Raw genomic sequence first — 22687 nt, forward strand, 5'->3', positions numbered from 1 at the left:
TAAGGAACTCGGCAAAATGGTCCCGTAACTTCGGGAGAAGGGACGCTCTACATGAGTAGAGCCGCAGTGAATAGGCCCAAACGACTGTTTAGCAAAAACACAGGTCTCTGCTAAATCGCAAGATGACGTATAGGGGCTGACGCCTGCCCGGTGCTGGAAGGTTAAGGGGATGGGTTAGCGCAAGCGAAGCTTTGAACCGAAGCCCCAGTAAACGGCGGCCGTAACTATAACGGTCCTAAGGTAGCGAAATTCCTTGTCGGGTAAGTTCCGACCCGCACGAAAGGCGTAACGATTTGGGCACTGTCTCAACGAGAGACCCGGTGAAATCATAGTACCTGTGAAGATGCAGGTTACCCGCGACAGGACGGAAAGACCCCATGGAGCTTTACTACAGCCTGATATTGAGGCTTTGTGCATGATGTACAGGATAGGCGGGAGACGTCGAGCCCGGAGCGCCAGCTTCGGAGGAGTCACCCTTGGGATACCGCCCTTCATGCATAGAGTCTCTAACTCGCAGCCGTGATCCGGCTGGAGGACCGTGTCAGGCGGGTAGTTTGACTGGGGCGGTCGCCTCCTAAACAGTAACGGAGGCGCCCAAAGGTTCCCTCAGAATGGTTGGAAATCATTCGTAGAGCGCAAAGGCAGAAGGGAGCTTGACTGCGAGACCTACAAGTCGAGCAGGGACGAAAGTCGGGCTTAGTGATCCGGTGGTTCCGCATGGAAGGGCCATCGCTCAACGGATAAAAGCTACCCTGGGGATAACAGGCTGATCTCCCCCAAGAGTCCACATCGACGGGGAGGTTTGGCACCTCGATGTCGGCTCATCGCATCCTGGGGCTGGAGTAGGTCCCAAGGGTTGGGCTGTTCGCCCATTAAAGCGGTACGCGAGCTGGGTTCAGAACGTCGTGAGACAGTTCGGTCCCTATCCGTCGTGGGCGCAGGAAATTTGAGGAGAGCTGTCCTTAGTACGAGAGGACCGGGATGGACGCACCGCTGGTGTACCAGTTGTTCCGCCAGGAGCATCGCTGGGTAGCTACGTGCGGACGGGATAAATGCTGAAAGCATCTAAGCATGAAGCCCCCTCCAAGATGAGATTTCCCTTTGAGTAATCAAGAAAGACCCCTCAGAGACGATGAGGTAGATAGGTCACGGGTGGAAGCATGGCGACATGTGGAGCTGAGTGATACTAATCGGTCGAGGCCTTGTTCTAGCAGATGCTTGTTGATGACTTCAGTTTTGAGGGCGCGAGCCCGATCGTCTGGTGACGATAGCCAAGTGGTCACACCCGTTCCCATGCCGAACACGGAAGTTAAGCACTTGAACGCCGAAAGTAGTTGGGGGCTTCCCCCTGTGAGGATAGGACGTTGCCAGGCATTTAATTTATTCCGCAATAGCTCAGTGGTAGAGCAACCGGCTGTTAACCGGTAGGTCGTAGGTTCAAATCCTACTTGCGGAGCCAATGGCCCGTTGGTCAAGCGGTTAAGACACCGCCCTTTCACGGCGGTAACACGGGTTCGAATCCCGTACGGGTCACCATTATACTTTTTGTGCCGGTGTAGCTCAGCTGGTAGAGCAACTGACTTGTAATCAGTAGGTCGCGGGTTCGACTCCTGTTGCCGGCACTGTTTTTTCTCAATCGTATAAGTTTCCTAGACAAACTGGGGGGGTAGCGAAGTGGCTAAACGCGGCGGACTGTAAATCCGCTCCCTCGGGTTCGGCGGTTCGAATCCGCCCCCCCCCACCATGTCGAGCCATTAGCTCAGTTGGTAGAGCATCTGACTTTTAATCAGAGGGTCGCAGGTTCGAATCCTGCATGGCTCATTTCTTGCGGAAGTAGTTCAGTGGTAGAATACGACCTTGCCAAGGTCGGGGTCGCGGGTTCGAATCCCGTCTTCCGCTTTTTCTTTCGGGGCCTTAGCTCAGCTGGGAGAGCGCCTGCCTTGCACGCAGGAGGTCAGCGGTTCGATCCCGCTAGGCTCCACCAATTTTATTTAAAGATCTTAAGCGAGTTTCGTTCGTCTTAAGTTTTTTTTATATGAAATGCCAAGCATAACCAGAGTACGTACGCAAGAACACCGTGATTCCCTTCACGGTGTTTTTTTGTATATTCATGCGTTTTTTTGTTGAGTTGAACCACTTGTTTGTTACCGCTTACAATACATGTAGAAGTGACTATGACATAGGGGGAATAACGAATGAACATCGCGTATATCAGCGTACCGTACCGTTATGGACAAGGAAAGCCAGGCACTGAACACGGACCTGCTGCTGTCGAAAAAGCCGGTCTACTCGCGACACTTGAAGCACGGGGACAAGAAGCAGTACGCTACGGGGAAGCGGCTGTCTTATCCGAGGATGCAGTCCGGGAAGAAGATCCGAAGCTAAAACGTCTTGAAGGCGTCGTCCATACGACGAATGACTTGCACCTGATCGTACGTGACGCGTTATCGGAGCAACGTTTTCCGTTATTAGTCGGTGGCGATCACAGCATGGCGATCGGAACGATTGCAGGGTTACGTCAGACTGTACCCCGTCTTGGTGTCATCTGGTTCGATGCACACGGTGATTTGAATACACCGGAAACATCACCGTCTGGCAATATTCACGGCATGCCGCTCGCTGTCGCCCTTGGGGAAGGACATCAGCGTTTAACGGAAGTCGGAGGAACCGATGTCAAACTGCAACCGGAACATCTCGTCTTCATCGGATTACGTGACGTTGATCCAGGCGAACAAGAGCTGATTGATCGTCTTGGTATTCGTGTCTATGATATGGAAGCGATCCGAACTCGGGGAATGGACGCGATCATGGAAGAAGCGATTGCCTATTTGAAGGAAACGACGGATGCGTTCTATCTTAGCTTTGATATGGATGGTCTCGATCCATCACTCGTCGTCGGTACCGGAACACGTGTCGCCGACGGTATTTTCTTAGACGATGCGAAGACAGTGCTCCAGCATTGCGCAACGGCAGAAGACTTCATTGCAGCTGAATTCGTTGAAGTGAATCCGTTGCTTGAAGAAGGAAACGGAACAGCAGAACTTGCGAATGAACTAATCGGAGATCTACTTTTGGCAATGGAAACACATCGCTTAGTAAAATAATGGATAGAACTTGAACTCTTTTCATCGGGGTTCAAGTTTTTTTTGTTACAATTTAAAAGGAGATGAAACATTTATCGGTCGACTTCGTATAAGAGATTGACCGCATAGAGCGGGGGGTATTCAAAGTGGAAGAAACGACACTACGCTTAATTGAGCGAGTGAAACAGGGAGACCGTGATGCATTCGCGGCACTTGTTGATCTATATAAGGAAGGTGCCTTTCTTGTGGCTTTCCGTGTCTTGCGCGATCGAATGGAAGCGGAGGATGCGACACAGGAAGCCTTCATCCGTGTATTTACGAAAATTGATTCGTATAATGCACAATGGAAGTTCCGGACTTGGTTGTACCGAATCGTCACGAACGTATCGATTGACCGATTACGGAAAAAGAAACCTGATTATTCTCTTGATGCTGAGATGTCAGGTACTGAAGGACTGACATTGTATTCACAACTCGAGAGCAAGGACACCTTGCCGGAGGACCAAGTGGTCGATAACGAGCAACGAAACGAAGTCGGGGACGCGATTGCGGCTTTACCAGAAAAATACCGTGTCCCACTCGTCCTGAAATATGTAGAGGATCTTTCGCTAAAGGAAATCAGTGAAATGATCGAATTACCTGTCGCTACTGTCAAAACTAGAATTCATCGTGGACGAGAAGCGCTGAAGAAGCATTTTGCCAAACGATGAGAAGGAGGAACTCACCATGTCACGAGAGCATGTACATGAACGGATCCAGGATTATTTAGACCAAAACCAACCACCTGAGGAATTCGAGCGATTAGAAGCAGAGTTACGAGAAGTAGACGCGATGGACGAGTTCGAAGAGTATCGGCTCCTTGATGCTCGACTGCGTCAACTTCCAGCGCCTAAATTATCGGCAGATTTTACATCCCGCGTGCTGGCACAATTGCCTGAACAGGTGGAGACGCCAAGCGCTGCTTTGCTGCAACAACCGCAACCGTCTCGTTTTGGAGGGAAGATGAAGCAATATCCATTGCTCGCGGCAGCGGCTGTTTTCTTACTTTTGTCGGTCGGTAGCCTTGGTGGTTATATGGCACAGGAAGAACATGACTTATCTTATACGAATGCACCAGGCATCGTCGCTCAAAATGGTGAGGTCGTTGTCCCGAAAGGTGTCACAGTCGATCAAGATCTCTATGTCGAAGGCGGGAACGTCCGCATCGAAGGGAAAGTCAATGGCGACGTCATGACCGTTGACGGGAAAGCGTACACGGCGAGTGCTGGTAGCGTGACCGGAGAAATCAAGGAAATCGATCAATTATTCGAACGCGTATGGTACGGAATCAAGCGTCTATTTCAATAATCAGCTGGGACGAGTCGAACTCGTCCCTTTGTGCTATAATGGAAACTGTTTAAATCAGATGAGTTAGGGGGCACGGTTGGTGAATTACTTCAGCTGGCAACCACTTCAATTTCAATTGTTGAAACTGGGAGAAAACGTACATTGGTACGATTATATTAATGACGTGATTGATATTGCGGTCGTGACGTTCGTCATTTACCGTCTCATGATCATCGTCAAAGGAACAAAAGCGGTCCAGCTCATTAAAGGGATCTCGGTCATTTTGATCAGTTGGTTCCTGAGTGGCTTTTTTGGACTCAAAACACTGCAATTCTTACTGAATCAAATCATCACCTATGGGTTACTAGGGATTATCATCATCTTCCAACCCGAACTCCGGCGTGGACTGGAACATTTAGGACGAACGAGTAAATTCTTCTCGCGTAGTGCGGTCAGTGATGAAGATGAACAAATTCGAATCGTCGATGCGCTCGTATCGTCTGCTCAGTACATGTCAAAACGGCGTATTGGGGCACTCGTGACGATTGAACGGGAGACTGGACTGAGTGAATACGTGGAGACGGGTATTCCGCTCGGCTCACAAATCACGAGTCAGTTGCTGATCAACTTGTTCATTCCGAATACACCCTTACATGATGGTGCCGTCATCGTCCAGCAAGGCAAGTTAGCAGCAGCCGCTTGTTACTTACCGCTGTCTGAGAGTGCACATATCTCAAAAGAGCTTGGAACACGTCACCGCGCAGCAATTGGTGTCAGTGAGGTGACGGATAGTGTCACGCTCGTCGTCTCGGAAGAAACGGGTGGTGTCTCACTCGCCATCAATGGACGTCTATACCGGGAACTCGACGAAGAATCCTTGCGGACGAAGTTACTTGAGACAATCGTCAAGGCCGAACCGACGAATACTTCCTTCTTGAACTGGATGGGGGCGAAAAAATAATGTTCGAAAAGTGGTTCAATGAACGCTGGTTTTTACGTATCGTTGCCGTTGCCTTAGCCGTCATGTTGTATTTGATGGTCGCAGGTTCGAATACGACGGGAAAAAGCGATGCGGCTAGTCTGTTACCGATCGCAGGACAAGGCTCGACGAAGTTTGACGTACCGGTCACGGTCCAGTATGATGAATCGCAATGGGTCGCCTATAATATTCCAAATACGATGGAGGTCACCGTTAAAGGTCCTTCGAGTAGCTTGACGATGCTCCGGCTTGTTCAGGATTTTGGATTATCGATTGATTTGAAAGGTCTCGACCCGGGCTATCATCGTGTCCGTGTCACACCGACTGGCTTTGGAAAAGATGTCGAAGTGACGCCGAAACAACAGACGATCGAAGTCTTCTTCGATAAGAAGATTACGAAAGAAGTACCGGTACAAGTCGCCTTACTCAATAAAAACAAAATCGCTGAAGGATATGTCGCTGGGGAAGCGCAACCGAACCAACAAACTGTTGAAGTTACGGGAGGCGCGGAGAAGTTACAGGCGATTTCAGCAATCCAAGTACCGATTGATGTGACCGGTCGGGCAGAGACGTTCAAAGAGACGTTCAATGCTAAAGCGACTGATGCGAACGGGAATACGATTAGTGCATCTTATCAACCGGAGCAATTAGAAATCACAGTACCGATCTATAAGGAAAGTAAGACGGTACCAATCAATGTGAAGACAAAAGACAACGTCAAAAAAGGGTATACCGTTGTCAAAATCGTTCCTGTCACGACGGAAGCTCGTCTATATGGAACAAAAGAAGAGTTGGAACGGATTGGTTCCGTTGATACAGAAGCGGTCTCGCTTAAGGGATTGACGAAGACGACGGAAAAAACCGTCAAACTCGTGGAACCGGAAAACGCGACGGCGATGGATCCAACACAGGTTACCGTCAATATCGTCGTTGAAAAGGAAAATGCGAAATCGACGACAGAAACCGTCGAGGATCGAGCAGAGAAAACGATCCCGGGTGTGACGGTCACGTTGAATGGGTTTGATGAGTCGAAGTATACGATTGATTATAACCAAACGATGGATGTCGTTGTCCGTGGGAAAGAATCGGATCTAGCATCGATTGATGCGACGGACATTAAAGCGGTCATCGACGTGACAGGACTAAAAGAAGGAACACATGGATTGCCGATTTCATACCAGACGTCGAAAGCCTTCGATGTCTTGCGTCCGGATAACATGGATGTCACGTTAAAAGCCGTGCCTCGGACATCCGTTCCGACCAATTAAAACAAATTAGTGAAATGAGGAAATAACATATGGGTAAGTATTTTGGAACTGACGGCGTACGCGGCGTCGCAAACGTAGAATTGACACCGGAACTGGCGTATCGCCTCGGTCGAACAGGTGGTTATGTGTTAACAAAACACGAAAGTACACGACCTAAAGTCTTAATTGGACGCGATACACGTGTTTCTGGTCAAATGCTTGAGAACGCACTTATCGCGGGTCTGTTATCGATCGGTGCAGAAGTCATGCGTCTAGGTGTCATCTCGACACCAGGTGTCGCGTATCTGACAAAAACAATGGATGCGACAGCAGGAGTCATGATTTCCGCGTCGCACAATCCAGTAGAAGATAACGGGATCAAGTTCTTCGGATCAGACGGCTTTAAGCTTGACGACGCAACAGAACTTGAAATTGAAGCATTACTCGATGAAGCAGAAGATACATTGCCACGCCCAGCCGGAAAAGAACTCGGCTTCGTTCATGATTATTTTGAGGGCGCACAAAAGTATCTGCATATGCTTCGTCAGACATCGGATGAAGATTTCTCAGGCATCCATGTCGCGATTGACGGTGCACACGGAGCGACGTCAAGCCTCGCACCACGTCTATTTGGTGACTTGGAAGCAGAAGTATCGACGATCGGAACGAATCCGAACGGACTCAACATCAATGATGGTGTCGGTTCGACACACCCTGAACACCTTGCTGCCTTCGTCAAAGAAAAGAGCGCAGATGTCGGTTTGTCATTTGATGGCGACGGCGATCGCTTGATTGCAGTCGATGAGAACGGCGATATCGTCGATGGTGATAAAATTATGTTCATCTGCGGGAAATACTTGAACGAACTTGGTCGTCTGAAAGACAACACGATCGTTGCGACGGTCATGAGTAACCTTGGTTTTCATAAAACCGTCAAAGAAAACGGGATGACGGCGCTTCAGACAGCAGTCGGTGACCGTTATGTCGTCGAAGAGATGCGTAAGAACGACTATACACTCGGTGGCGAACAGTCGGGGCACATCATCTTCATGGATTACTCAACGACAGGAGACGGCATGTTGTCAGGCGTCCAGTTGTTGCAAATCATGAAAGCGACAGGGAAGAAGTTATCAGAACTCGCAGCTGAGATGCCGATCTTCCCACAACGTCTCGTCAACATCCGTGTCTCAGATAAAAATGGCGCAATGAGCGGTCCTGCTGTACAAGCAATCATTGCGGAAGTTGAAGCGGAAATGGCGGGGAACGGACGGATTCTCGTTCGTGCGTCAGGAACAGAACCACTCGTTCGTGTCATGGCGGAAGCTCCGACACAAGAAGCGTGTGATGCGTACGTCGAGCGGATCGCGAACGTCGTTCGTGAGAACTATGCGTTACAAGAAAACTAAGAAACCCGAAGCAGAGCGATTGCTCTGCTTCTTTTTTTACAATTATTTTAGAAAAACAGCTTGAGATTTTTACAAAAAATAGGGATTATACGTATTGATTAGTGAAATATCGGGAATAGTTACAACTACGTTACCTTTCTTGCTTTTTCAAAGTAAAGTTCGTATGATGGTGAAGTCGGACAGAAACGGGGTCAGACGGAACTAAAAAGCGCCAGGGCTTTCTTCGTAGATTGAAAGCTGACGAGGTGGAGGTTTATCGAATCATTCGGCGGATGCCTCCCGGTACCAGATCCATACCGTAAATCGTTCTGAAATCGTCCAAGTGATTGGACGGACAAACAGACCGATCGGGATCCTCTCAACAAGAGCCGTTTCCTCTTTAGGGAAATACTTGTAAATGGAGAGATGTAACATGTGCGGAATCGTAGGTATGATCGGACAGGTCAACACGAAAGAAATTTTATTAAAAGGTCTCGAAAAGCTCGAGTACCGCGGCTATGACTCGGCAGGTCTTGCGTTCGTCAACGACGGCGTCCAAGTCCACAAAGAAGTTGGCCGGATTGCTGCGCTACGCGAAGTCGTTCCTGCTGAGGCAGACGGCACAGTTGGAATCGGACATACACGTTGGGCGACACACGGTGTCCCAAGCGTACCAAACGCGCACCCACACCAAAGTGCGTCAGCACGTTTCACACTCGTGCACAACGGTGTCATCGAAAACGATGAGCAACTAAAAGCAGAATTGAACGTCGATCTCCTGAGCGACACGGATACAGAAGTCATCGTTCAGATGATTGAAAAAAACTTCAACGAGACAGGTGACGTCGCGGAAGCATTCCGTCAAACACTCCGTGTCTTGCATGGTTCGTATGCGCTCGCGTTGATCGATGCTGAAAATCCAGACGTCTTATACGTCGCGAAAAACAAATCACCACTTCTCGTCGGTCTCGGTGATGGTACGTTCAACGTCGTCGCTTCAGACGCAATGGCAATGTTGCAAGTAACGGATCAATTCGTTGAGTTGCATGATGGTGAGATGATCATCTTGACGCGTGATAGCGTGACGATCCAAGATCTCGACGGGAACGTCCAAGAGCGTGAAGCGTACACGGCTGAAATCGATGCATCAGATATCGAAAAAGGAACGTACGCGCACTATATGCTCAAAGAGATGGATGAGCAACCAGCAGTCATCCGGAACATCGTTCAAAAATATCAAAACGAAGCAGGCGACATCACACTCGATCAATCAGTCCGTGATCTCGTACTTGGTCGTGACCGCGTCTACATCATCGGTTGCGGAACAAGCTACCATGCTGGTTTGATCGGAAAACAGTTGATCGAACAAATCGCAGGCATCCCGACAGAAGTGCACATCTCTTCTGAGTTCGGATACAACATGCCATTATTGACAGAGAAACCGCTCTTCCTCTTCCTTTCACAATCAGGTGAAACAGCGGATAGTCGTGCCGTTCTCGTCGAAGCGAAGAAACTTGGTCACCCGGCACTGACGATCACGAACGTTCCAGGATCAACATTGTCACGTGAAGCAAACGCAACATTGTTGCTCCACGCGGGTCCAGAAATCGCCGTTGCTTCAACAAAAGCGTATACAGCTCAAATCGCTGTTCTCGCTGTCCTTGCGTTTGACCTTGCTCAAGCAAAAGGGGTTGCCGTCAACTTTGATCTCATGAAAGAACTCGGTAAAATCTCAAGTGCGATGGAGTCGGTCATGTCTCAAAAAGATCGCTTCCAAGAAATCGCGACAGAATACTTGTCTGAGTCACGCAATGCGTTCTTCATCGGTCGTGGACAAGATGCATACGTCGGGATGGAAGGTGCATTGAAACTCAAAGAGATCTCGTATATCCAAGCAGAAGGATACGCGGGTGGAGAGCTTAAGCACGGTCCGATCGCTTTGATTGAAGACAACACACCGGTCATCGCGCTCGTGACACAACCACACGTTCATCTCAACAACCGTGGGAATATCAAGGAAGTCGTCGCACGTGGGGCAAATGCGTGTGTCATCGCAGCAGAAGGTCTTGAATTGCCAACAGATGCATTCGTCATTCCAGCAGTCGAGCCACTCTTGTCACCACTCTTGTCGGTCTTACCACTTCAATTAATCTCATACTACGCGGCACTCGGTCGCGACTGTGACGTCGATAAGCCACGTAACTTGGCGAAGTCGGTAACGGTTGAATAAGGAAACAAATCGACTCCAAATGACAGGCGTGTAAGCGTCTGTCGTTTGGAGTTTTTATATTAGGAGGAGAACGAGATGAACCGCTGGATCACCGCATTTCCTAAGAGATATGAACAGGACGTTCGGGTCGTTAAAGCATGTCTACCGTTTGGATGGACACGATTATCACCAGGGGCGATCGAAGTAAATATAGAACAGGAACACATACAGATTCCGATGCGTTTGTATTTATCAGAAATCGACTCGGAGCGGATCAAGCAACTGACGTCGACTCAGCAGACGATTTTATATTGCCTTTACACCCGTCACCATGATGGTCATGTTCGTGAGCAGTATCTTCAGCAGTTACTTAAAAACCATCCACACGACGGATGGGTTCTTGCCTATATCATCGAACTTGCTAGTGAATACGTCCGTGACATCGTCGACATCATCGTACCCGCAATCGAGCAATGGGATCCGGAAGTGAAGCGGCGATTCGTCGAGGATGATCCGGCATACATGAAGCGAATCGAAGACCGGATGATCAGTTACTGGAATGCTTATTATCGGTCAAGTGGCGAACGACGATCCGAAGCGAACTACCCAGGCTTTCGGATTATAGAGTCGTTACGGGAGGATGCTTCGGTGGAGGAAGTGTGAAGAGATGAAAAGGAGGGGCGCACTTGATTACGAAATCAAAGGATCTGTACTTAGAAGGACCCGGACCTGCTATTTTGTTGTTACATAGTTTTACGGGAAGTGCGAATGAGATGCGGGGACTCGCTCGTTTTTTACATGCAGCCGGCTATACCTGTTACGCGCCCAATTACGCCGGGCACGGGGAATCGCCGGAGCGCTTGTTTGAGACGACGATCGAAGACGTCTGGCAGTCCGCGCAAGTCGGACTCGCGTTTTTACAAGATCGAGGACACAAAGACATCTTTTTGATCGGACAATCACTCGGTGGAGTAATGGCACTTCGACTAGCAGAACAGTCAGGATGCGCTGGACTCATCTTACTCTCGACGCCGATTCTTGAGCGGACGATTGCGGGACTCGAGCACCGCGTCCTTCGTTATACAGAACGGTATTTTCAGTTTGACGATCGTTCACCGGAGTGGATCGTAGACTTTGTCGACCGTCATTTTCCACGCCCAGAAAAAGACTTATGGGCACTACAACAGTTCATTCTCGACACAGGAGTCGTCTTGCCGAAGATCACGCAGCCCATCGCCTTGTTCCTTGGCGCCTTAGATGATGCCGTCTATCATGCGAGTCTCGAGCGAATCGAAACGACGGTGCCGAGCCGAGATCAGAAAAAGGTTCTTCTTCCGAACAGTAAACATCTACTGACACTCGATCGGGATAAACAACGTTTGTTCGAAGAAATCCTCATCTTCTTGAAGACGCATCCGGTAGATTCCTTGAAACCACCATCTGCTGTGCAGTAGGCTAGATAGGTAAGTTAGACGAGAAAGGGGAAAGGATCATGCGAATTTTAGTAGTAGGAGCAAGCGGAACGATTGGGCAGGCAGTCGTCGAACGGCTGAGTGAGCGGCATGACATCATTCGTGCCGGACGAAGCGGAGCGGATGTACAAGTCGACATCACATCAGAGGAAAGTATTCGGGCGATGTATGAAACAGTCGGTTCTGTTGATGCCGTCATCAGTGCCACAGGTGGTGCTCATTTCGGTCCATTGACGGACTTAACACCGGAGCTTAATCAAATCGGAATCGACAGTAAACTAAAAGGTCAGGTCAATCTCGTCTTGCTTGGTTTAGAGTCCGTACGAGACGGCGGAAGCTTTACGCTGACGACCGGCATCATGATGGACGATCCGATTCGCCAAGGCGCATCCGCTGCGCTTGCGAACGGTGGGGTCAAAGCGTTCGTTCACGCATCAGCGATCGAGATGCCACGAGGCATTCGGATCAACAGCGTCAGTCCGAACGTACTGATCGAGTCGCTTGAGAAGTACGGACCCTTCTTCCGTGGTTTTGAAGCCGTTCCGGCGTCACGTGTCGCGACGGCGTTCGAAAAGAGTGTCGAAGGGGCACAGACGGGGCAAAATTACGAAGTCTATTAACTAAAAAAGCAGATAGCGAAAAATCGCTATCTGCTTTTTTTACAGACCGGATAGGACATAACGTTCGATCCCGAATAATAAGAGAGTGATCCCGAGACAAATGAGTAAGTTGCGGACGAACCAGCGACCTGTCATCGTCCGGTTCATGATCAGCTTCTCCAGTGTCAGATTGACGAGAAGCACACATAAGAAGATGACGCCAAACCAAATCATCCAGACACATCCTTTCCTTCTTCTTAACGAATCCAACAGCTAAAAAGTTTCGTGTCTGTCAGGAGCAGGAAATCATTCAGATGAACGGGAAGGAAACAAACAGTCGATTTTACAAGGAGGAACATGATGATGAAACAAGCAGTCCTAGTGATTGATTTTCAACAGGAACTCGTCGACGGGAACACGGAAGAACGTCCGGTATACTTAAAAGAGCAAGTCGCGCATGTCATCGAAGCGGTCGTACTTGAAGCAGACGAACGAAACGTTCCGGTCGTTTTCATTCGGGATTTGGACGTCGCTGGCGGAACAGGACCTGGGTTTGCAGTCCATGACTCGATTCCCGTTCCAACGTCCAGTGTCACGTTCGATAAAGCGGCGACGAATGCGTTTCATGGTACCCCCTTGCTCGATCATCTACGCCAAGCATCGATTGAACATCTGATCGTCTTAGGCTGTAAGACGGAACACTGCATCGATACCGCGGTGCGCAGTGCGACGGTGCATGGCTTTGATGTCACACTCGTTGCCGACGGGCATACGACGAACGGCTCCGATATACTGACGCCGGAGCAAATGATCGCTCACCATAATCAAGTCTTGCACGGTCATTATAACGTCGAACACTTTGCGATTGTTCGTCCGTCGACGGAAGATGTCTTCACCCCAATCCACAATGACTACCGGACATGAAGAGGAGAATAAGATGATTGAATTACGAAAAATAACAGCGTCCGATTACGATCGCTACGCGACGCTCGTCCAAGACGAACGTGTCATGCGTTACATCACGGAACAGGCATTAACAGATACGGAAACGAAACAACGCTTTGACCGAATCCTTGAACAACAGCAGCACGACCGACTCGGATCGTATCTGATTTATACCGAAGAGACATGGATTGGAATCGGGCACATGACCCGGAGTCAAACGCAACCGTTTGAAGCAGAGCTCGGTTACATGCTGTTACCCGATCAGTGGGGACGTGGATACGGCACAGCAATTGCAGAGCGTCTCTTACAGTTAGCGACAGAAGAAGAGCTACAGGTCGTCACGGCAACGATTGATCCAGCACATGAAGCGTCGCGCCGTATTTTGATCGGATTAGGTTTTGAATCGACCTATGTTGGACCGATTGACGGTCTACCAGGTGAAACGCTACAGAAAATAGTGGGGACGACAACATGACACGAGACGCATGGATTGAACATTTTCAACTCGACGTCGCAGCATGCGCGACTGTCGACGAATCGTATAGTTCTGAAGTCGATCGTCTCGTCCTAACGGATGGTCAGGTCGTTTTCTTAAAGCGCCCCTATACGGCTGAAAAGTGGTACCGGGAACGTGGCTGGATTCATGCACTAGAAGGGTTTGTACCCGTGCCGCACCTCTTAGCTGAAGCAGCTCCCGGGCAGACGACCGGGGCGTTCGTGCTTGCTGCCTTACCGGGACAGACACCGGTCACGATGACTAAAAAATTGGCGTACGAAATTGGTCGAACGCTCGCAATGCTGCATACGTGTACAGGAGAAGCTTACGGCGAGTATACGGAAGATGGATTTTATGCCTATCCGGTTCAAGACTGGCGACGCTTCCGGAATGAAAAGCTCGATGGATTCATGCCGTTCATCACATCCGAACTCGATTCCGTTTTTTTAGAGAACATCCAAACAGAGTTAGTCAGAAGAGAACAGTCGTTACCGGAGCCTTCACGTCCCGTTGCCACACATTGTGATTTCCGCCTAGCAAATTTACTGACGGTAGGTGATCAAGTCACAGGGGTGATCGATTTCGAGACGACCCGCTACGGGGCCGTCGAGATGGACTTCACGAAGATCGTCCGTAATCTCAATACGTTCGGTTCCATTTACGTCACGGCATTTCAAGAAGGATACGCGATGTTACACCCAGACGTGCCGATCGAGACGTATCTAGCATACTATCGTTTGTGGGAAGCACTCACGGCCGTTGGGTGGTGCATCAAACGTGGACTAGAAGAGCACCGGGCGTTCTTTGAGGAGAACATCGTACTTATCGAGCAGGAATTACAGACGACGAGCATATCGGACGGGTATTGATTCACCCATGTCTTGGAAGAAACCTCTATACTTAGGGAAATGAGGAATATGAGGGGGAAGCGAGATGACAGGGAAACGAATCGGAATCATCGGTGGTGGACTCGCCGGAATCTTTGCGGCACGTCAATTGCAGGCAGCAGGACATGCTGTTGAAATCATCGAAAAAAGCCAGAGCGTCGGGGGGCGAATGGCAACTCGTCGGATTGATCAAGGAACAGCGGATCATGGTGCCGTCTTCTTCACAGTTCGGACGGAAGAGTTGGAACGCGAAGTCGACGAATGGCTTGAGAAGGGATGGGTTCGTAAGTGGTTTGGAACGGATTTTCCACGCTATGTCGCAACGAATGGCATGAATCAACTCGTACAAGCGATTGGTCGAGGGATTCCCGTCCAGTTGAATGAACAGGTCACGCATATTACGGCAACAGAGGACGAACTCGTCACACAAGCGACGGATCATCAAGGTACGTATGATGCCTTACTCGTGACGGCGCCTGTGCCGCAAGCATATGAACTGTTGCAGTCTTCTGATCTGGCGCTTGGAGATGACGATCATGAGCAGTTGCGCCAAGTGACGTTCGAGCCGACATTCGTGGGTCTGTTTGAAATCAAGGAGCGACTGACGATCGGAGAAGTTGGTCTACAAGACGAACAACTCGTCGATGGGATGTTAAAACTCGTCAATAATGCCGAGAAGAAGATTTCGAAGACGACACTCTTGAGCGTCTATATGACAGCCCGCTTCAGTGAAGACTGGTACGAGCGTCCGGAAGAAGAGACACTCGCTGAAGTCGAGCGGCTGTTACAACAGCAACTCGGACCGGTGACGATTGTTTCGCGTCAGCTCAAACGTTGGCGTTACGCTCAGGCACGCGCGGTTTACCGGACACCGCATTTGAAACTGACGGCACACCCGCTTTGGCTTGCTGGTGATGCGTTCCTTGAAGCTGATGATGCGTCAGGGCGGACGCGCGTCGAGAGTGCTGTCATCTCCGGATTACGCGTCGCTGAAGCCATCGACACCCACTTACGTCAGACGGTGACAGCGACGGAATGAACGACAACATGCACTTCTTTTCTAAATTGAGAAGAAGCGCATGTTTTTTTGTTACTCACGATCATTCCCCTGGAAGTGCTGCTCACTCCAAGCTGCCATTTGGTCAAGAATCGGTAAAAAACTATGTCCGGCATCCGTCAGTGAATATTCAACGCGAGGAGGAACTTCGCCAAAGACGTGTCGTTGAATCAAACCATCCGCCTCGAGCTCGCGAAGCTGACGCGTCAATGTTCCTTTAGAGATACCTGTTAATTGTTGCAGTTCATGAAAACGATGCGTCCCGTGTGTCAGGTGCCACAGCAAGATGATCTTCCATTTGCCAGCGACCATCTGTTGGACCCGAGTGACTGGACAAGCCGTCCGTTGATTGGTCGTTGAATCAAATACAGCCACGTTCATCCTCTCCCATTGGTTCGTTTTGAGGGACCTAGTTTCAGATAAGTGCCTACTTTTTTTAGTGTATCACCTGGCGTATCATGAAGAACAACATCAAACTTAAAAGGAGTGGTTTCATCATGAAATGGTTAATTACAGGCGCAACCGGAAAATTAGGTGCGCGCATCGTGCAACATCTCAGTGAACAAGTCGGCAACGAACATGTAGCGGTTAGTGTCCGTGACGTTGAAAAAGCAGCGTCGCTTGCAGCGCAAGGAATCGACGTCCGGCATGGTGATTTCGATCAGCCAGAAACACTCGGACACGCGTTTCAAGGCATCGATCGTCTGCTGATCATCTCGACGGACGGTGAAGAAGCAACACGGATCCGGCAACACCAAGCCGCTGTCACGGCAGCACAAGCGGCAGGCGTCAAGCTGATCGGCTATACGAGCATCGCTAATGCGGCACACAGCACGAACGGACTTGCGCGAACACATCGGGTCACAGAAGAAGCGATTCAAGCGACAGGTATCCCGTATGTCTTTTTCCGCAACAACTGGTATCTCGAAAATGAACTCGGAACGATGGATGCCGTCGCACAAGGTGCAGACTGGTTAACAGCAGCAGGTGAAGGCAAAGTCGGATGGGCGTTACAAGAGGAGTATGCGCTAGCGATTGCGACGGGACTGACGCTCGAGCATCCAAAAGCGATCTATGAACTATCAGGTCCGTTGCATACACAAGCAGAACTCGCGAATGCAGTCGGAACAGTACTTAACCGATCGGTCGCTGTAGATGAAGTAGATAGCGCGACCTATGGCGAGCGGATGCAAGCAGCTGGCTTACCTGACTTCTTGATTCCAATGTTGACGGGTATCCAAGCAGATATCGCAGCCGGAACCCTTGCGGTGGAAAGTACTGATTTTAAAGAATTACTCGGTCGTCCTGTGACGACGCTAGAAGAGGGAGTCCGTCTCCTTTTGAAAAGATAAGTTCATCTGAACGTTTTCAGGATGAACGAGTAGGGTAAATCCCCTTTAGAAGCAATTAAAGGAGGAGCCCTACCATGAAACTGTCATCCTATCGTGTCAAGGAAGGCGAGCAAGTCTCGTTTTCGAATTACCCGACATCAGAAAAACATGAGATTTCGGAAGCGGAATTGCGAGAGAAGCGGATTCCGAAAAGTGTCGAGACGTTACAAGAGTTACACTGGCGTTTACATGCCGAAGAGAAGAACGGCGTCCTCGTCATCCTGCAAGCGATTGATGCAGCGGGGAAGGATGAGGCAATCAGCTACATCTTTTCTAATCTAAACGCACAAGGACTCCGGACGATTTCCGTCAAAAAACCGTCGGATACGGAGCAAAAACATGACTATCTATGGCGGATCCACGAAGGACTACCGGAAAAAGGCGAAGTCGGCATCTTGAACCGTTCCTATTATGAGGAAGTCATTGCGCCACGCATCCATGATTTGCTCGAGGAAGAGGAAAAGCCGGATGACGGAGATGTATGGCAGATGCGCTATCGCCAAATCAATGACTTTGAACGCTATCTCGTCGAGAACGGCTTCCGGGTCGTCAAGTTTTTGTTCCATGTCTCAAAAGAAGAGCAACGGCAACGATTATTGACTCGTCTGAAGGATCCAACGAAAAACTTTGAATTCTCGTTCAGTGATATTGAAGAACGCAAGCACTGGGACGAATACCATGAGATTTTTGCTGAACTCGTCTCGGCGACGTCGACATCGTATGCACCATGGTACATCTTGCCGGCAGATGACGAATGGTATTCTCGCTATATCGTCACCGAAGTCATGAATGACGTTTTGAAGGAAATTGATCCGCAATATCCGAAGTTGTCGGAAGAGGATCAGGAACAACTAGATGAAGCGATTAAACGATTGGAAGAAGAAGCATAAATCATTTACACCAAAAGCGATTGTTCTCTTGCTGAGAAGAATCGCTTTTTTTTTTGATGCATTTGGCTTTGTATGAATTTTTTTCAGTTATCCTGAAGCATGAACTTATTCACATCTCAGGACAAATGTCCTGTTCAAATCAGAAGGACTCTCGTTAAATGAAAGTATCATGGAACAAGAGAGGAGTATGCACATGCGTGGTGTCTTATTTGCGATTGCTGGTGGCTTTTTCTTGACGCTCCAAAGTGTCGCCAATGCCCGGATCAGTCAAACGATCGGGACGTGGCAAGCGGCGACGATCACTCAGATGACTGGGTTCATCGTTGCGATCCTCTTAGCAATCGTCTTACGGGATCGCAGTTTTTCAGCGATGCGACGTGTCAAACCACTCTATCTGGCAGGGGGAGCCTTTGCGGCGATCATATTATTCAGCAACATGACGGCTGTCCACCGGATGGGCGTGACTTTGACGATTTCGCTCTTTTTATTGGCGCAATTAGCGCTGGCACTCTGGATTGACGGAAGAGGCTGGTTCGGCGTCATGAAACGTCGACTGCGGGGTCCGCAGATCATCGGCATCTTGATGATGGTAGCAGGCATCTTCATCTTAAAGAGCTAAGGAGGAGAAGAAGTGACGGACATTGTGACCTATTTGGAACGGTATCAGTTAATGCATGTCTTTGATGCATCACTACGCAAGGCGATGCACATCCAGACGTTCGCACCGGGTGAGGCTTTATGCCGACAAGGCGATGTTGCGCATGAACTCTACCTGCTCGTCGAAGGGAAATTGAAGATCACGCATATGTCGGCAACGGGGAAACGTCTCGTGTTGTCCTTCAAGCATCCGTTTGATCTCGTCGGTGATATTGAGTTCGTCCGAAAGATTGATTTGATGAACACGGTCGAGGCAGTGACACCAGTGACCGTCTTACGCATTGCCTATCCGGATTTGGAAGAAGCACGTGTCCATCATTCTGCCTTTTTATTATTTTTACTCGAGACGATCACGAAAAAGTTTGAATTAAAATCGCATACGCTCAGCTTCAATCTGTTGTACCCGGTTGAAGTTCGGCTCGCCAGTTATTTGCTGTCGATGACACCTAATACGGATGCTTTTGCGAGTAAGGAACTCGTCGATGCGGCAGATTTGATCGGGACGAGTTATCGTCATGTCAATCGTGTCTTACGCCAGTTCGTCGATGATGGGTTGATTCGCCGGACGCAGCATACGATTGAAATCATTGATCGAGACGGATTGATGGAGCGCGTTGGAGAAAGCATTTACGAATGAAAGAGGTGTGATATGGTTACAGGAATCATTCTTGCCCTTTGTGGGGGCATGCTCGTCTGTATTCAAAATACGTTTAACGCAAAAGTCAAAGAACACGTCGGCGCTTGGGCGACGACAACGTTAGTCCTTGGACTCGGGTTCCTCGCTTCACTGACGATTGGTTTGATCGTCGAAGGATCACAACTGTTTGCACTAAAAGAGGCACAAACCTGGTTTTGGTTCAGCGGGATCATTGGTGTCGGTGTCGTCCTCTGTGTGACGCAAGGCGTTCAACAACTCGGACCGAGTCGAGCGATTTCGATCGTCATGGTATCACAAATCCTGTTTGCCTTACTCTGGGATACGCTCGGCTGGTTTGGTTTACAGACCGTTCCGTTTACGTGGACGAAAGCACTCGGCGTGCTATTGATTGGTGGTGGCGTGCTATTATTTCAACTAGGTGGCAAAACAACGACTGTACAACACGTACGAAAAGGAGCTTGACTATGTTTTACACGACGGTATTATTCGATATTGACCATACATTACTCGATTTTGAAGCGACGGAACGGATTGCCTTTCGCCGCCTGCTCGAGCAACAAGATTTGCAGTGGACACCGGAGCGAGAAGCGCGCTATAAAACACTCAATCAAGCGCTTTGGAAAGCACTCGAACGAGGAGAGGTGACACGCGAGGAAGTCATTCACTCACGGTTCGTGACGTTCTTCGCGGAAGAAGGACGGACGGTCGACGGACGAGAAGTTGACGAAACGTATCGCGGCTATCTCGCACAAGGAACAGAATTGATTCCGGGTGCGACGGCGCTGCTTGAGCAGCTAGCCGGAAACGTCACGATGTACGTCGTCACGAATGGTATCTCGAAGACGCAACGCGCACGGCTCGAGGGCGCCGAATTAACGGACTTCTTTGAAGCGATTTTCGTTTCAGAGGAGACGGGTTTTCAAAAGCCGATGGCAGGATTCTTCAATCATGTGTTTGCGCGAATTCCGCAATTCGACCCAGCGCGAACGATCATCGTCGGGGATTCCTTGTCAGCTGATATCGCAGGTGGCAATCAAGCCGGTATCGCAACATGTTGGTTTAATCCAGAAGGAAAATCAGCGACGGATATCAAGCCGACGTTTACGATTACGTCGTTAGCCGAACTACCTGCGGTGCTTGAAAACGCAGCAGTCCTTCAACAATGAATCAAACCAACCGATAGGAAAGAGAAGGAAAGGGGGCGATCACTGTGCAACGATGTGATCAACAGACGCTGGAGGCAACTCCCGTCTAACTAAAAGGGGAAATGAACATGATTCAACTTGTACCGGTAACAGCAGAAAACTGGGAAGCGTGTTGTGAGCTAGCACTGACAGTAGAACAGCAAGACTTCATGGAAGCGAATGTCTACTCGATCGCGCAAGCGAAGTTCGAACCGAGCCTTGTCCTTCGGGCGATCATTGCAGGTGAAGCCGTCGTTGGTTTTGTGATGTACAACACGGAGCTAGAAGAACTCAACGGCTACTGGATTTACCGCATCATGATTGATCAAGCGCAGCAAGGGAACGGAATCGGACGATTGGCGATGCAAGCCGTAATTGACGAGATGCGCGTGTTACCTGCAGCTAAACGAATCGTCGTCGGCTATCGGCCGGATAATCAGGCGGCACACCGTCTGTATGCAAGTCTCGGCTTCATCGACCACGGGGATCGATTCGGTCGGGAAATGGCAGTGCGATTAGAAGTATAAAACTTGATGAGATGATAGAACGAATAGAGGAGACACCATGCACATTCGACTAATGAAAGAATCGGATTATCCAGAAGTCGTTCGAATCTACGAACAAGGAATAAAGACGGAGAATGCGACATTTCGCACGGAAGCAATACCGTACGAAGAATGGACGAGGCATCACCACGCACACAGCCGCCTCGTTGCAATGGAAGACGAGCAACTGCTCGGCTGGGTCGCGTTAAGTCCATTCTCTTCGATTCCGGCATACGCCGGTGTCGCTGAAATCAGCCTCTATATCGCGGAAGAAGCACGCGGTAAAGGTGTCGGCACACGCTTGATGGACGACGTCATTCAAGCAAGTGAAGCAGCCGGAATCTGGACGTTGCAATCGCAAGTCTTTCCGGAAAATCAAGCGAGTCTACGCCTTCATGAACGTTTTGATTTTCGGGAAGTCGGTCGCCGAGAGCGAATTGGTCGGCTCGGAGGCAGATGGCGCGATACGGTATTGCTCGAGCGACGCAGCACATATCTCTAAAATTCGGCAAGTGGACACAATGTTCCCTTGCCTTCTTTGTGTTGAAAGCAAGGGATAATGGGAAAAGACAGACAGCAGAAGAAGGGGGAGGGATCACGATGGATGATTTTTTTGGTGAAGGACTTGAGACCAATCAGCAAAAACGGAAACGCAAACTGGAGGAAATCTTTGATCAGTCGTTTGAATCGGAGCGACGGGATTTCAATCAATCGCTGGAGCAGGACGTGACGGTTGCCTTGATCGGAGATGTCAATGCGGGAAAATCCTCGACCTTGAACGCGATTCTTGGTCGTGAAGTCGCAACGGTCGGAGCGCGCCCGGGTGAAACGGTCCGGATTGATCAAGTAAGGCAGCATCCGGAAGATAAAGTCATCTTCGTCGATACACCAGGATTGAATGATGCCAATACACAGAACTCGGAAGCGACGTGGACGTACTATCAAAGTGCCGATGTCATCCTTTATTTTTTAAATGCGGCAGGTACCGTCTTATCTGAGACGGAGACGAAAAACTTCCGTAAGATCTATCAACATAACCAAAATGTCTTGATCGTCGTTACGAAGATGGATGCGACGGATGATGTCGACACGATCGTTCAGCATATTGCAGAAAAATTACCAGGACCCAAAATCATTCCCGTATCAGCACGAGAAGGAACGAACATTGATCGGCTCCGTCGGGAGGTCCTCGATATCTTAAAAAAGTTCGACAAGGATAATGTGTTCGTTCGTCAGATGGATCCGACCGTTCGTGGCAAGATCGCCAACAACTGGATTGTGGGTGCCGGAACAGCCGCAGGTGCGATTGGTGCCGTACCGTTCCCGGGAGCTGATATCATTCCATTGACTTCAATTCAAATCGGCTTGATGCTCAAGTTATCGAATCTGTACGAACGACAGTTATCCAAGGAGAGTGCGAAGGAGTTGCTTGTCGTGACGATCGTCGGAAACTCCGGAAAAACCGCCTTTCGGCAAATGGCGAAGCTCGTTCCGGGGTATGGTGCCGTCATTGCCGCGGGCGTTGCTTCGACCGCCACCCTTGCACTCGGATATGGAACAAAATATGTCTATGAGAATAAGCTCGAGCTGACACCGGAACAACTGATGGGGTTCGTGAAACGATTCCGGAAGAAGGCAGAAGAGTCGTCAGAAGAGACAAACGAGTAATCTCCCTGT

General features: G+C 49.5%; 25 protein-coding genes, 7 tRNA genes and 2 rRNA genes (1 of these 34 running past the window's edge). 32 read left to right on the plus strand and 2 right to left on the minus strand.

From position 1 onward, the window contains the following. From EXW93_RS00565 to EXW93_RS00655, 19 genes are all read left to right on the plus strand, one after another. Positions 1–1210 (plus strand): 23S ribosomal RNA (locus EXW93_RS00565); it begins 1704 nt to the left of the window's first position. Positions 1211–1257: 47 nt separating this feature from the next. Continuing rightward, a 5S ribosomal RNA gene (rrf, locus tag EXW93_RS00570) occupies positions 1258–1373 on the plus strand. 11 nt (positions 1374–1384) lie between these two features. Next, a tRNA-Asn gene (locus EXW93_RS00575) sits at positions 1385–1459 on the plus strand. 2 nt (positions 1460–1461) lie between these two features. Further along, positions 1462–1536: transfer RNA gene (locus EXW93_RS00580), tRNA-Glu, on the plus strand. Positions 1537–1549: 13 nt separating this feature from the next. Then, a tRNA-Thr gene (locus tag EXW93_RS00585) sits at positions 1550–1622 on the plus strand. Between the two features lie 38 nt (positions 1623–1660). Beyond that, a tRNA-Tyr gene (locus EXW93_RS00590) sits at positions 1661–1744 on the plus strand. A 4-nt stretch (positions 1745–1748) separates the two neighbouring features. Next, positions 1749–1821: transfer RNA gene (locus EXW93_RS00595), tRNA-Lys, on the plus strand. Between the two features lie 6 nt (positions 1822–1827). Continuing rightward, positions 1828–1899, plus strand: a tRNA-Gly gene (locus EXW93_RS00600). A 9-nt stretch (positions 1900–1908) separates the two neighbouring features. After that, positions 1909–1984: transfer RNA gene (locus EXW93_RS00605), tRNA-Ala, on the plus strand. A 211-nt stretch (positions 1985–2195) separates the two neighbouring features. Beyond that, on the plus strand, positions 2196–3104 hold the full coding sequence (gene rocF / locus EXW93_RS00610; RefSeq protein ID WP_023466659.1) for an arginase: 909 nt from the start codon (positions 2196–2198) through the stop codon (positions 3102–3104). A 125-nt stretch (positions 3105–3229) separates the two neighbouring features. Then, positions 3230–3793 (plus strand): RNA polymerase sigma factor SigW, encoded by a 564-nt coding sequence (gene sigW / locus EXW93_RS00615; protein WP_023466660.1) that lies wholly within the window; start codon positions 3230–3232, stop codon positions 3791–3793. Positions 3794–3809: 16 nt separating this feature from the next. Beyond that, entirely contained in the window at positions 3810–4430 is a 621-nt protein-coding gene (locus EXW93_RS00620; protein WP_174315881.1) for an anti-sigma factor, read from the plus strand. A gap of 79 nt (positions 4431–4509) precedes the next feature. Further along, a complete protein-coding gene (gene cdaA, locus EXW93_RS00625; protein WP_023466663.1) occupies positions 4510–5370 on the plus strand; it encodes a diadenylate cyclase CdaA in 861 nt (286 codons plus the stop codon). Continuing rightward, the gene (locus tag EXW93_RS00630) at positions 5370–6656 is read left to right on the plus strand and encodes a CdaR family protein (protein WP_174315882.1); all 1287 of its coding nucleotides are present in this window, start codon (positions 5370–5372) and stop codon (positions 6654–6656) included. The genes cdaA and EXW93_RS00630 overlap by 1 nt, the downstream gene beginning before the upstream one ends. A gap of 29 nt (positions 6657–6685) precedes the next feature. After that, positions 6686–8041: a phosphoglucosamine mutase gene (gene glmM / locus EXW93_RS00635; protein WP_023466667.1), complete on the plus strand. Its 1356-nt coding sequence runs from the start codon at positions 6686–6688 to the stop codon at positions 8039–8041. A 412-nt stretch (positions 8042–8453) separates the two neighbouring features. After that, positions 8454–10250 carry a glutamine--fructose-6-phosphate transaminase (isomerizing) gene (glmS, locus tag EXW93_RS00640; protein WP_023466669.1) on the plus strand — a complete coding sequence of 599 codons (1797 nt, stop codon included), beginning with the start codon at positions 8454–8456 and terminating at the stop codon, positions 10248–10250. Positions 10251–10325: 75 nt separating this feature from the next. Beyond that, positions 10326–10892, plus strand: coding sequence for a hypothetical protein (locus EXW93_RS00645; RefSeq protein ID WP_023466671.1), 567 nt, complete (start codon positions 10326–10328; stop codon positions 10890–10892). Between the two features lie 23 nt (positions 10893–10915). Continuing rightward, positions 10916–11683 carry an alpha/beta hydrolase gene (locus EXW93_RS00650; RefSeq protein ID WP_174315883.1) on the plus strand — a complete coding sequence of 256 codons (768 nt, stop codon included), beginning with the start codon at positions 10916–10918 and terminating at the stop codon, positions 11681–11683. Positions 11684–11721: 38 nt separating this feature from the next. Then, positions 11722–12321: a short chain dehydrogenase gene (locus EXW93_RS00655; protein ID WP_174315884.1), complete on the plus strand. Its 600-nt coding sequence runs from the start codon at positions 11722–11724 to the stop codon at positions 12319–12321. A 39-nt stretch (positions 12322–12360) separates the two neighbouring features. On the opposite strand, the gene EXW93_RS00660 is transcribed toward EXW93_RS00655, so the two are convergent. Further along, positions 12361–12534, minus strand: a complete 174-nt coding sequence (locus tag EXW93_RS00660; RefSeq protein ID WP_023466676.1) for a hypothetical protein — start codon at positions 12532–12534, stop codon at positions 12361–12363. A 129-nt stretch (positions 12535–12663) separates the two neighbouring features. Between EXW93_RS00660 and EXW93_RS00665 the strand changes: the two genes are divergently transcribed. From EXW93_RS00665 to EXW93_RS00680, 4 genes are all read left to right on the plus strand, one after another. After that, entirely contained in the window at positions 12664–13224 is a 561-nt protein-coding gene (locus EXW93_RS00665; protein ID WP_174315885.1) for an isochorismatase family protein, read from the plus strand. A gap of 13 nt (positions 13225–13237) precedes the next feature. Continuing rightward, positions 13238–13720, plus strand: a complete 483-nt coding sequence (locus EXW93_RS00670; protein WP_174315886.1) for a GNAT family N-acetyltransferase — start codon at positions 13238–13240, stop codon at positions 13718–13720. Beyond that, positions 13717–14610 carry a phosphotransferase family protein gene (locus tag EXW93_RS00675; protein WP_174315887.1) on the plus strand — a complete coding sequence of 298 codons (894 nt, stop codon included), beginning with the start codon at positions 13717–13719 and terminating at the stop codon, positions 14608–14610. The genes EXW93_RS00670 and EXW93_RS00675 overlap by 4 nt, the downstream gene beginning before the upstream one ends. Positions 14611–14674: 64 nt before the next feature. Then, positions 14675–15667 (plus strand): NAD(P)/FAD-dependent oxidoreductase, encoded by a 993-nt coding sequence (locus EXW93_RS00680; protein ID WP_174315888.1) that lies wholly within the window; start codon positions 14675–14677, stop codon positions 15665–15667. A 51-nt stretch (positions 15668–15718) separates the two neighbouring features. Here EXW93_RS00680 and EXW93_RS00685 read toward each other — a convergent pair whose 3' ends face one another. Next, positions 15719–16060, minus strand: coding sequence for a winged helix-turn-helix transcriptional regulator (locus EXW93_RS00685; protein ID WP_255999198.1), 342 nt, complete (start codon positions 16058–16060; stop codon positions 15719–15721). A gap of 122 nt (positions 16061–16182) precedes the next feature. Between EXW93_RS00685 and EXW93_RS00690 the strand changes: the two genes are divergently transcribed. From EXW93_RS00690 to EXW93_RS00730, 9 genes are all read left to right on the plus strand, one after another. Beyond that, complete coding sequence (locus tag EXW93_RS00690; RefSeq protein WP_058713383.1) at positions 16183–17037, plus strand: SDR family oxidoreductase; 855 nt, start codon at positions 16183–16185, stop codon at positions 17035–17037. 74 nt (positions 17038–17111) lie between these two features. After that, complete coding sequence (locus EXW93_RS00695) at positions 17112–17966, plus strand: PPK2 family polyphosphate kinase (RefSeq protein ID WP_050676896.1); 855 nt, start codon at positions 17112–17114, stop codon at positions 17964–17966. A gap of 193 nt (positions 17967–18159) precedes the next feature. After that, the gene (locus EXW93_RS00700) at positions 18160–18585 is read left to right on the plus strand and encodes a DMT family transporter (RefSeq protein ID WP_023466686.1); all 426 of its coding nucleotides are present in this window, start codon (positions 18160–18162) and stop codon (positions 18583–18585) included. A 12-nt stretch (positions 18586–18597) separates the two neighbouring features. Beyond that, positions 18598–19260 carry a Crp/Fnr family transcriptional regulator gene (locus tag EXW93_RS00705; protein ID WP_035399306.1) on the plus strand — a complete coding sequence of 221 codons (663 nt, stop codon included), beginning with the start codon at positions 18598–18600 and terminating at the stop codon, positions 19258–19260. 12 nt (positions 19261–19272) lie between these two features. After that, positions 19273–19743, plus strand: a complete 471-nt coding sequence (locus EXW93_RS00710) for a DMT family transporter (RefSeq protein WP_023466690.1) — start codon at positions 19273–19275, stop codon at positions 19741–19743. Between the two features lie 2 nt (positions 19744–19745). Further along, positions 19746–20447, plus strand: coding sequence for a YjjG family noncanonical pyrimidine nucleotidase (locus EXW93_RS00715; protein WP_174315890.1), 702 nt, complete (start codon positions 19746–19748; stop codon positions 20445–20447). Positions 20448–20554: 107 nt separating this feature from the next. Further along, complete coding sequence (locus EXW93_RS00720) at positions 20555–20992, plus strand: GNAT family N-acetyltransferase (protein ID WP_082487279.1); 438 nt, start codon at positions 20555–20557, stop codon at positions 20990–20992. Positions 20993–21029: 37 nt separating this feature from the next. Next, complete coding sequence (locus EXW93_RS00725) at positions 21030–21512, plus strand: GNAT family N-acetyltransferase (protein WP_055969848.1); 483 nt, start codon at positions 21030–21032, stop codon at positions 21510–21512. A gap of 98 nt (positions 21513–21610) precedes the next feature. Further along, entirely contained in the window at positions 21611–22678 is a 1068-nt protein-coding gene (locus tag EXW93_RS00730) for a YcjF family protein (RefSeq protein WP_035399298.1), read from the plus strand. Positions 22679–22687 lie beyond the last annotated feature (9 nt).

It is taken from the genome of Exiguobacterium sp. JMULE1 (genome assembly GCF_013337175.1).
GTDB lineage: Bacteria > Bacillota > Bacilli > Exiguobacteriales > Exiguobacteriaceae > Exiguobacterium_A > Exiguobacterium_A indicum.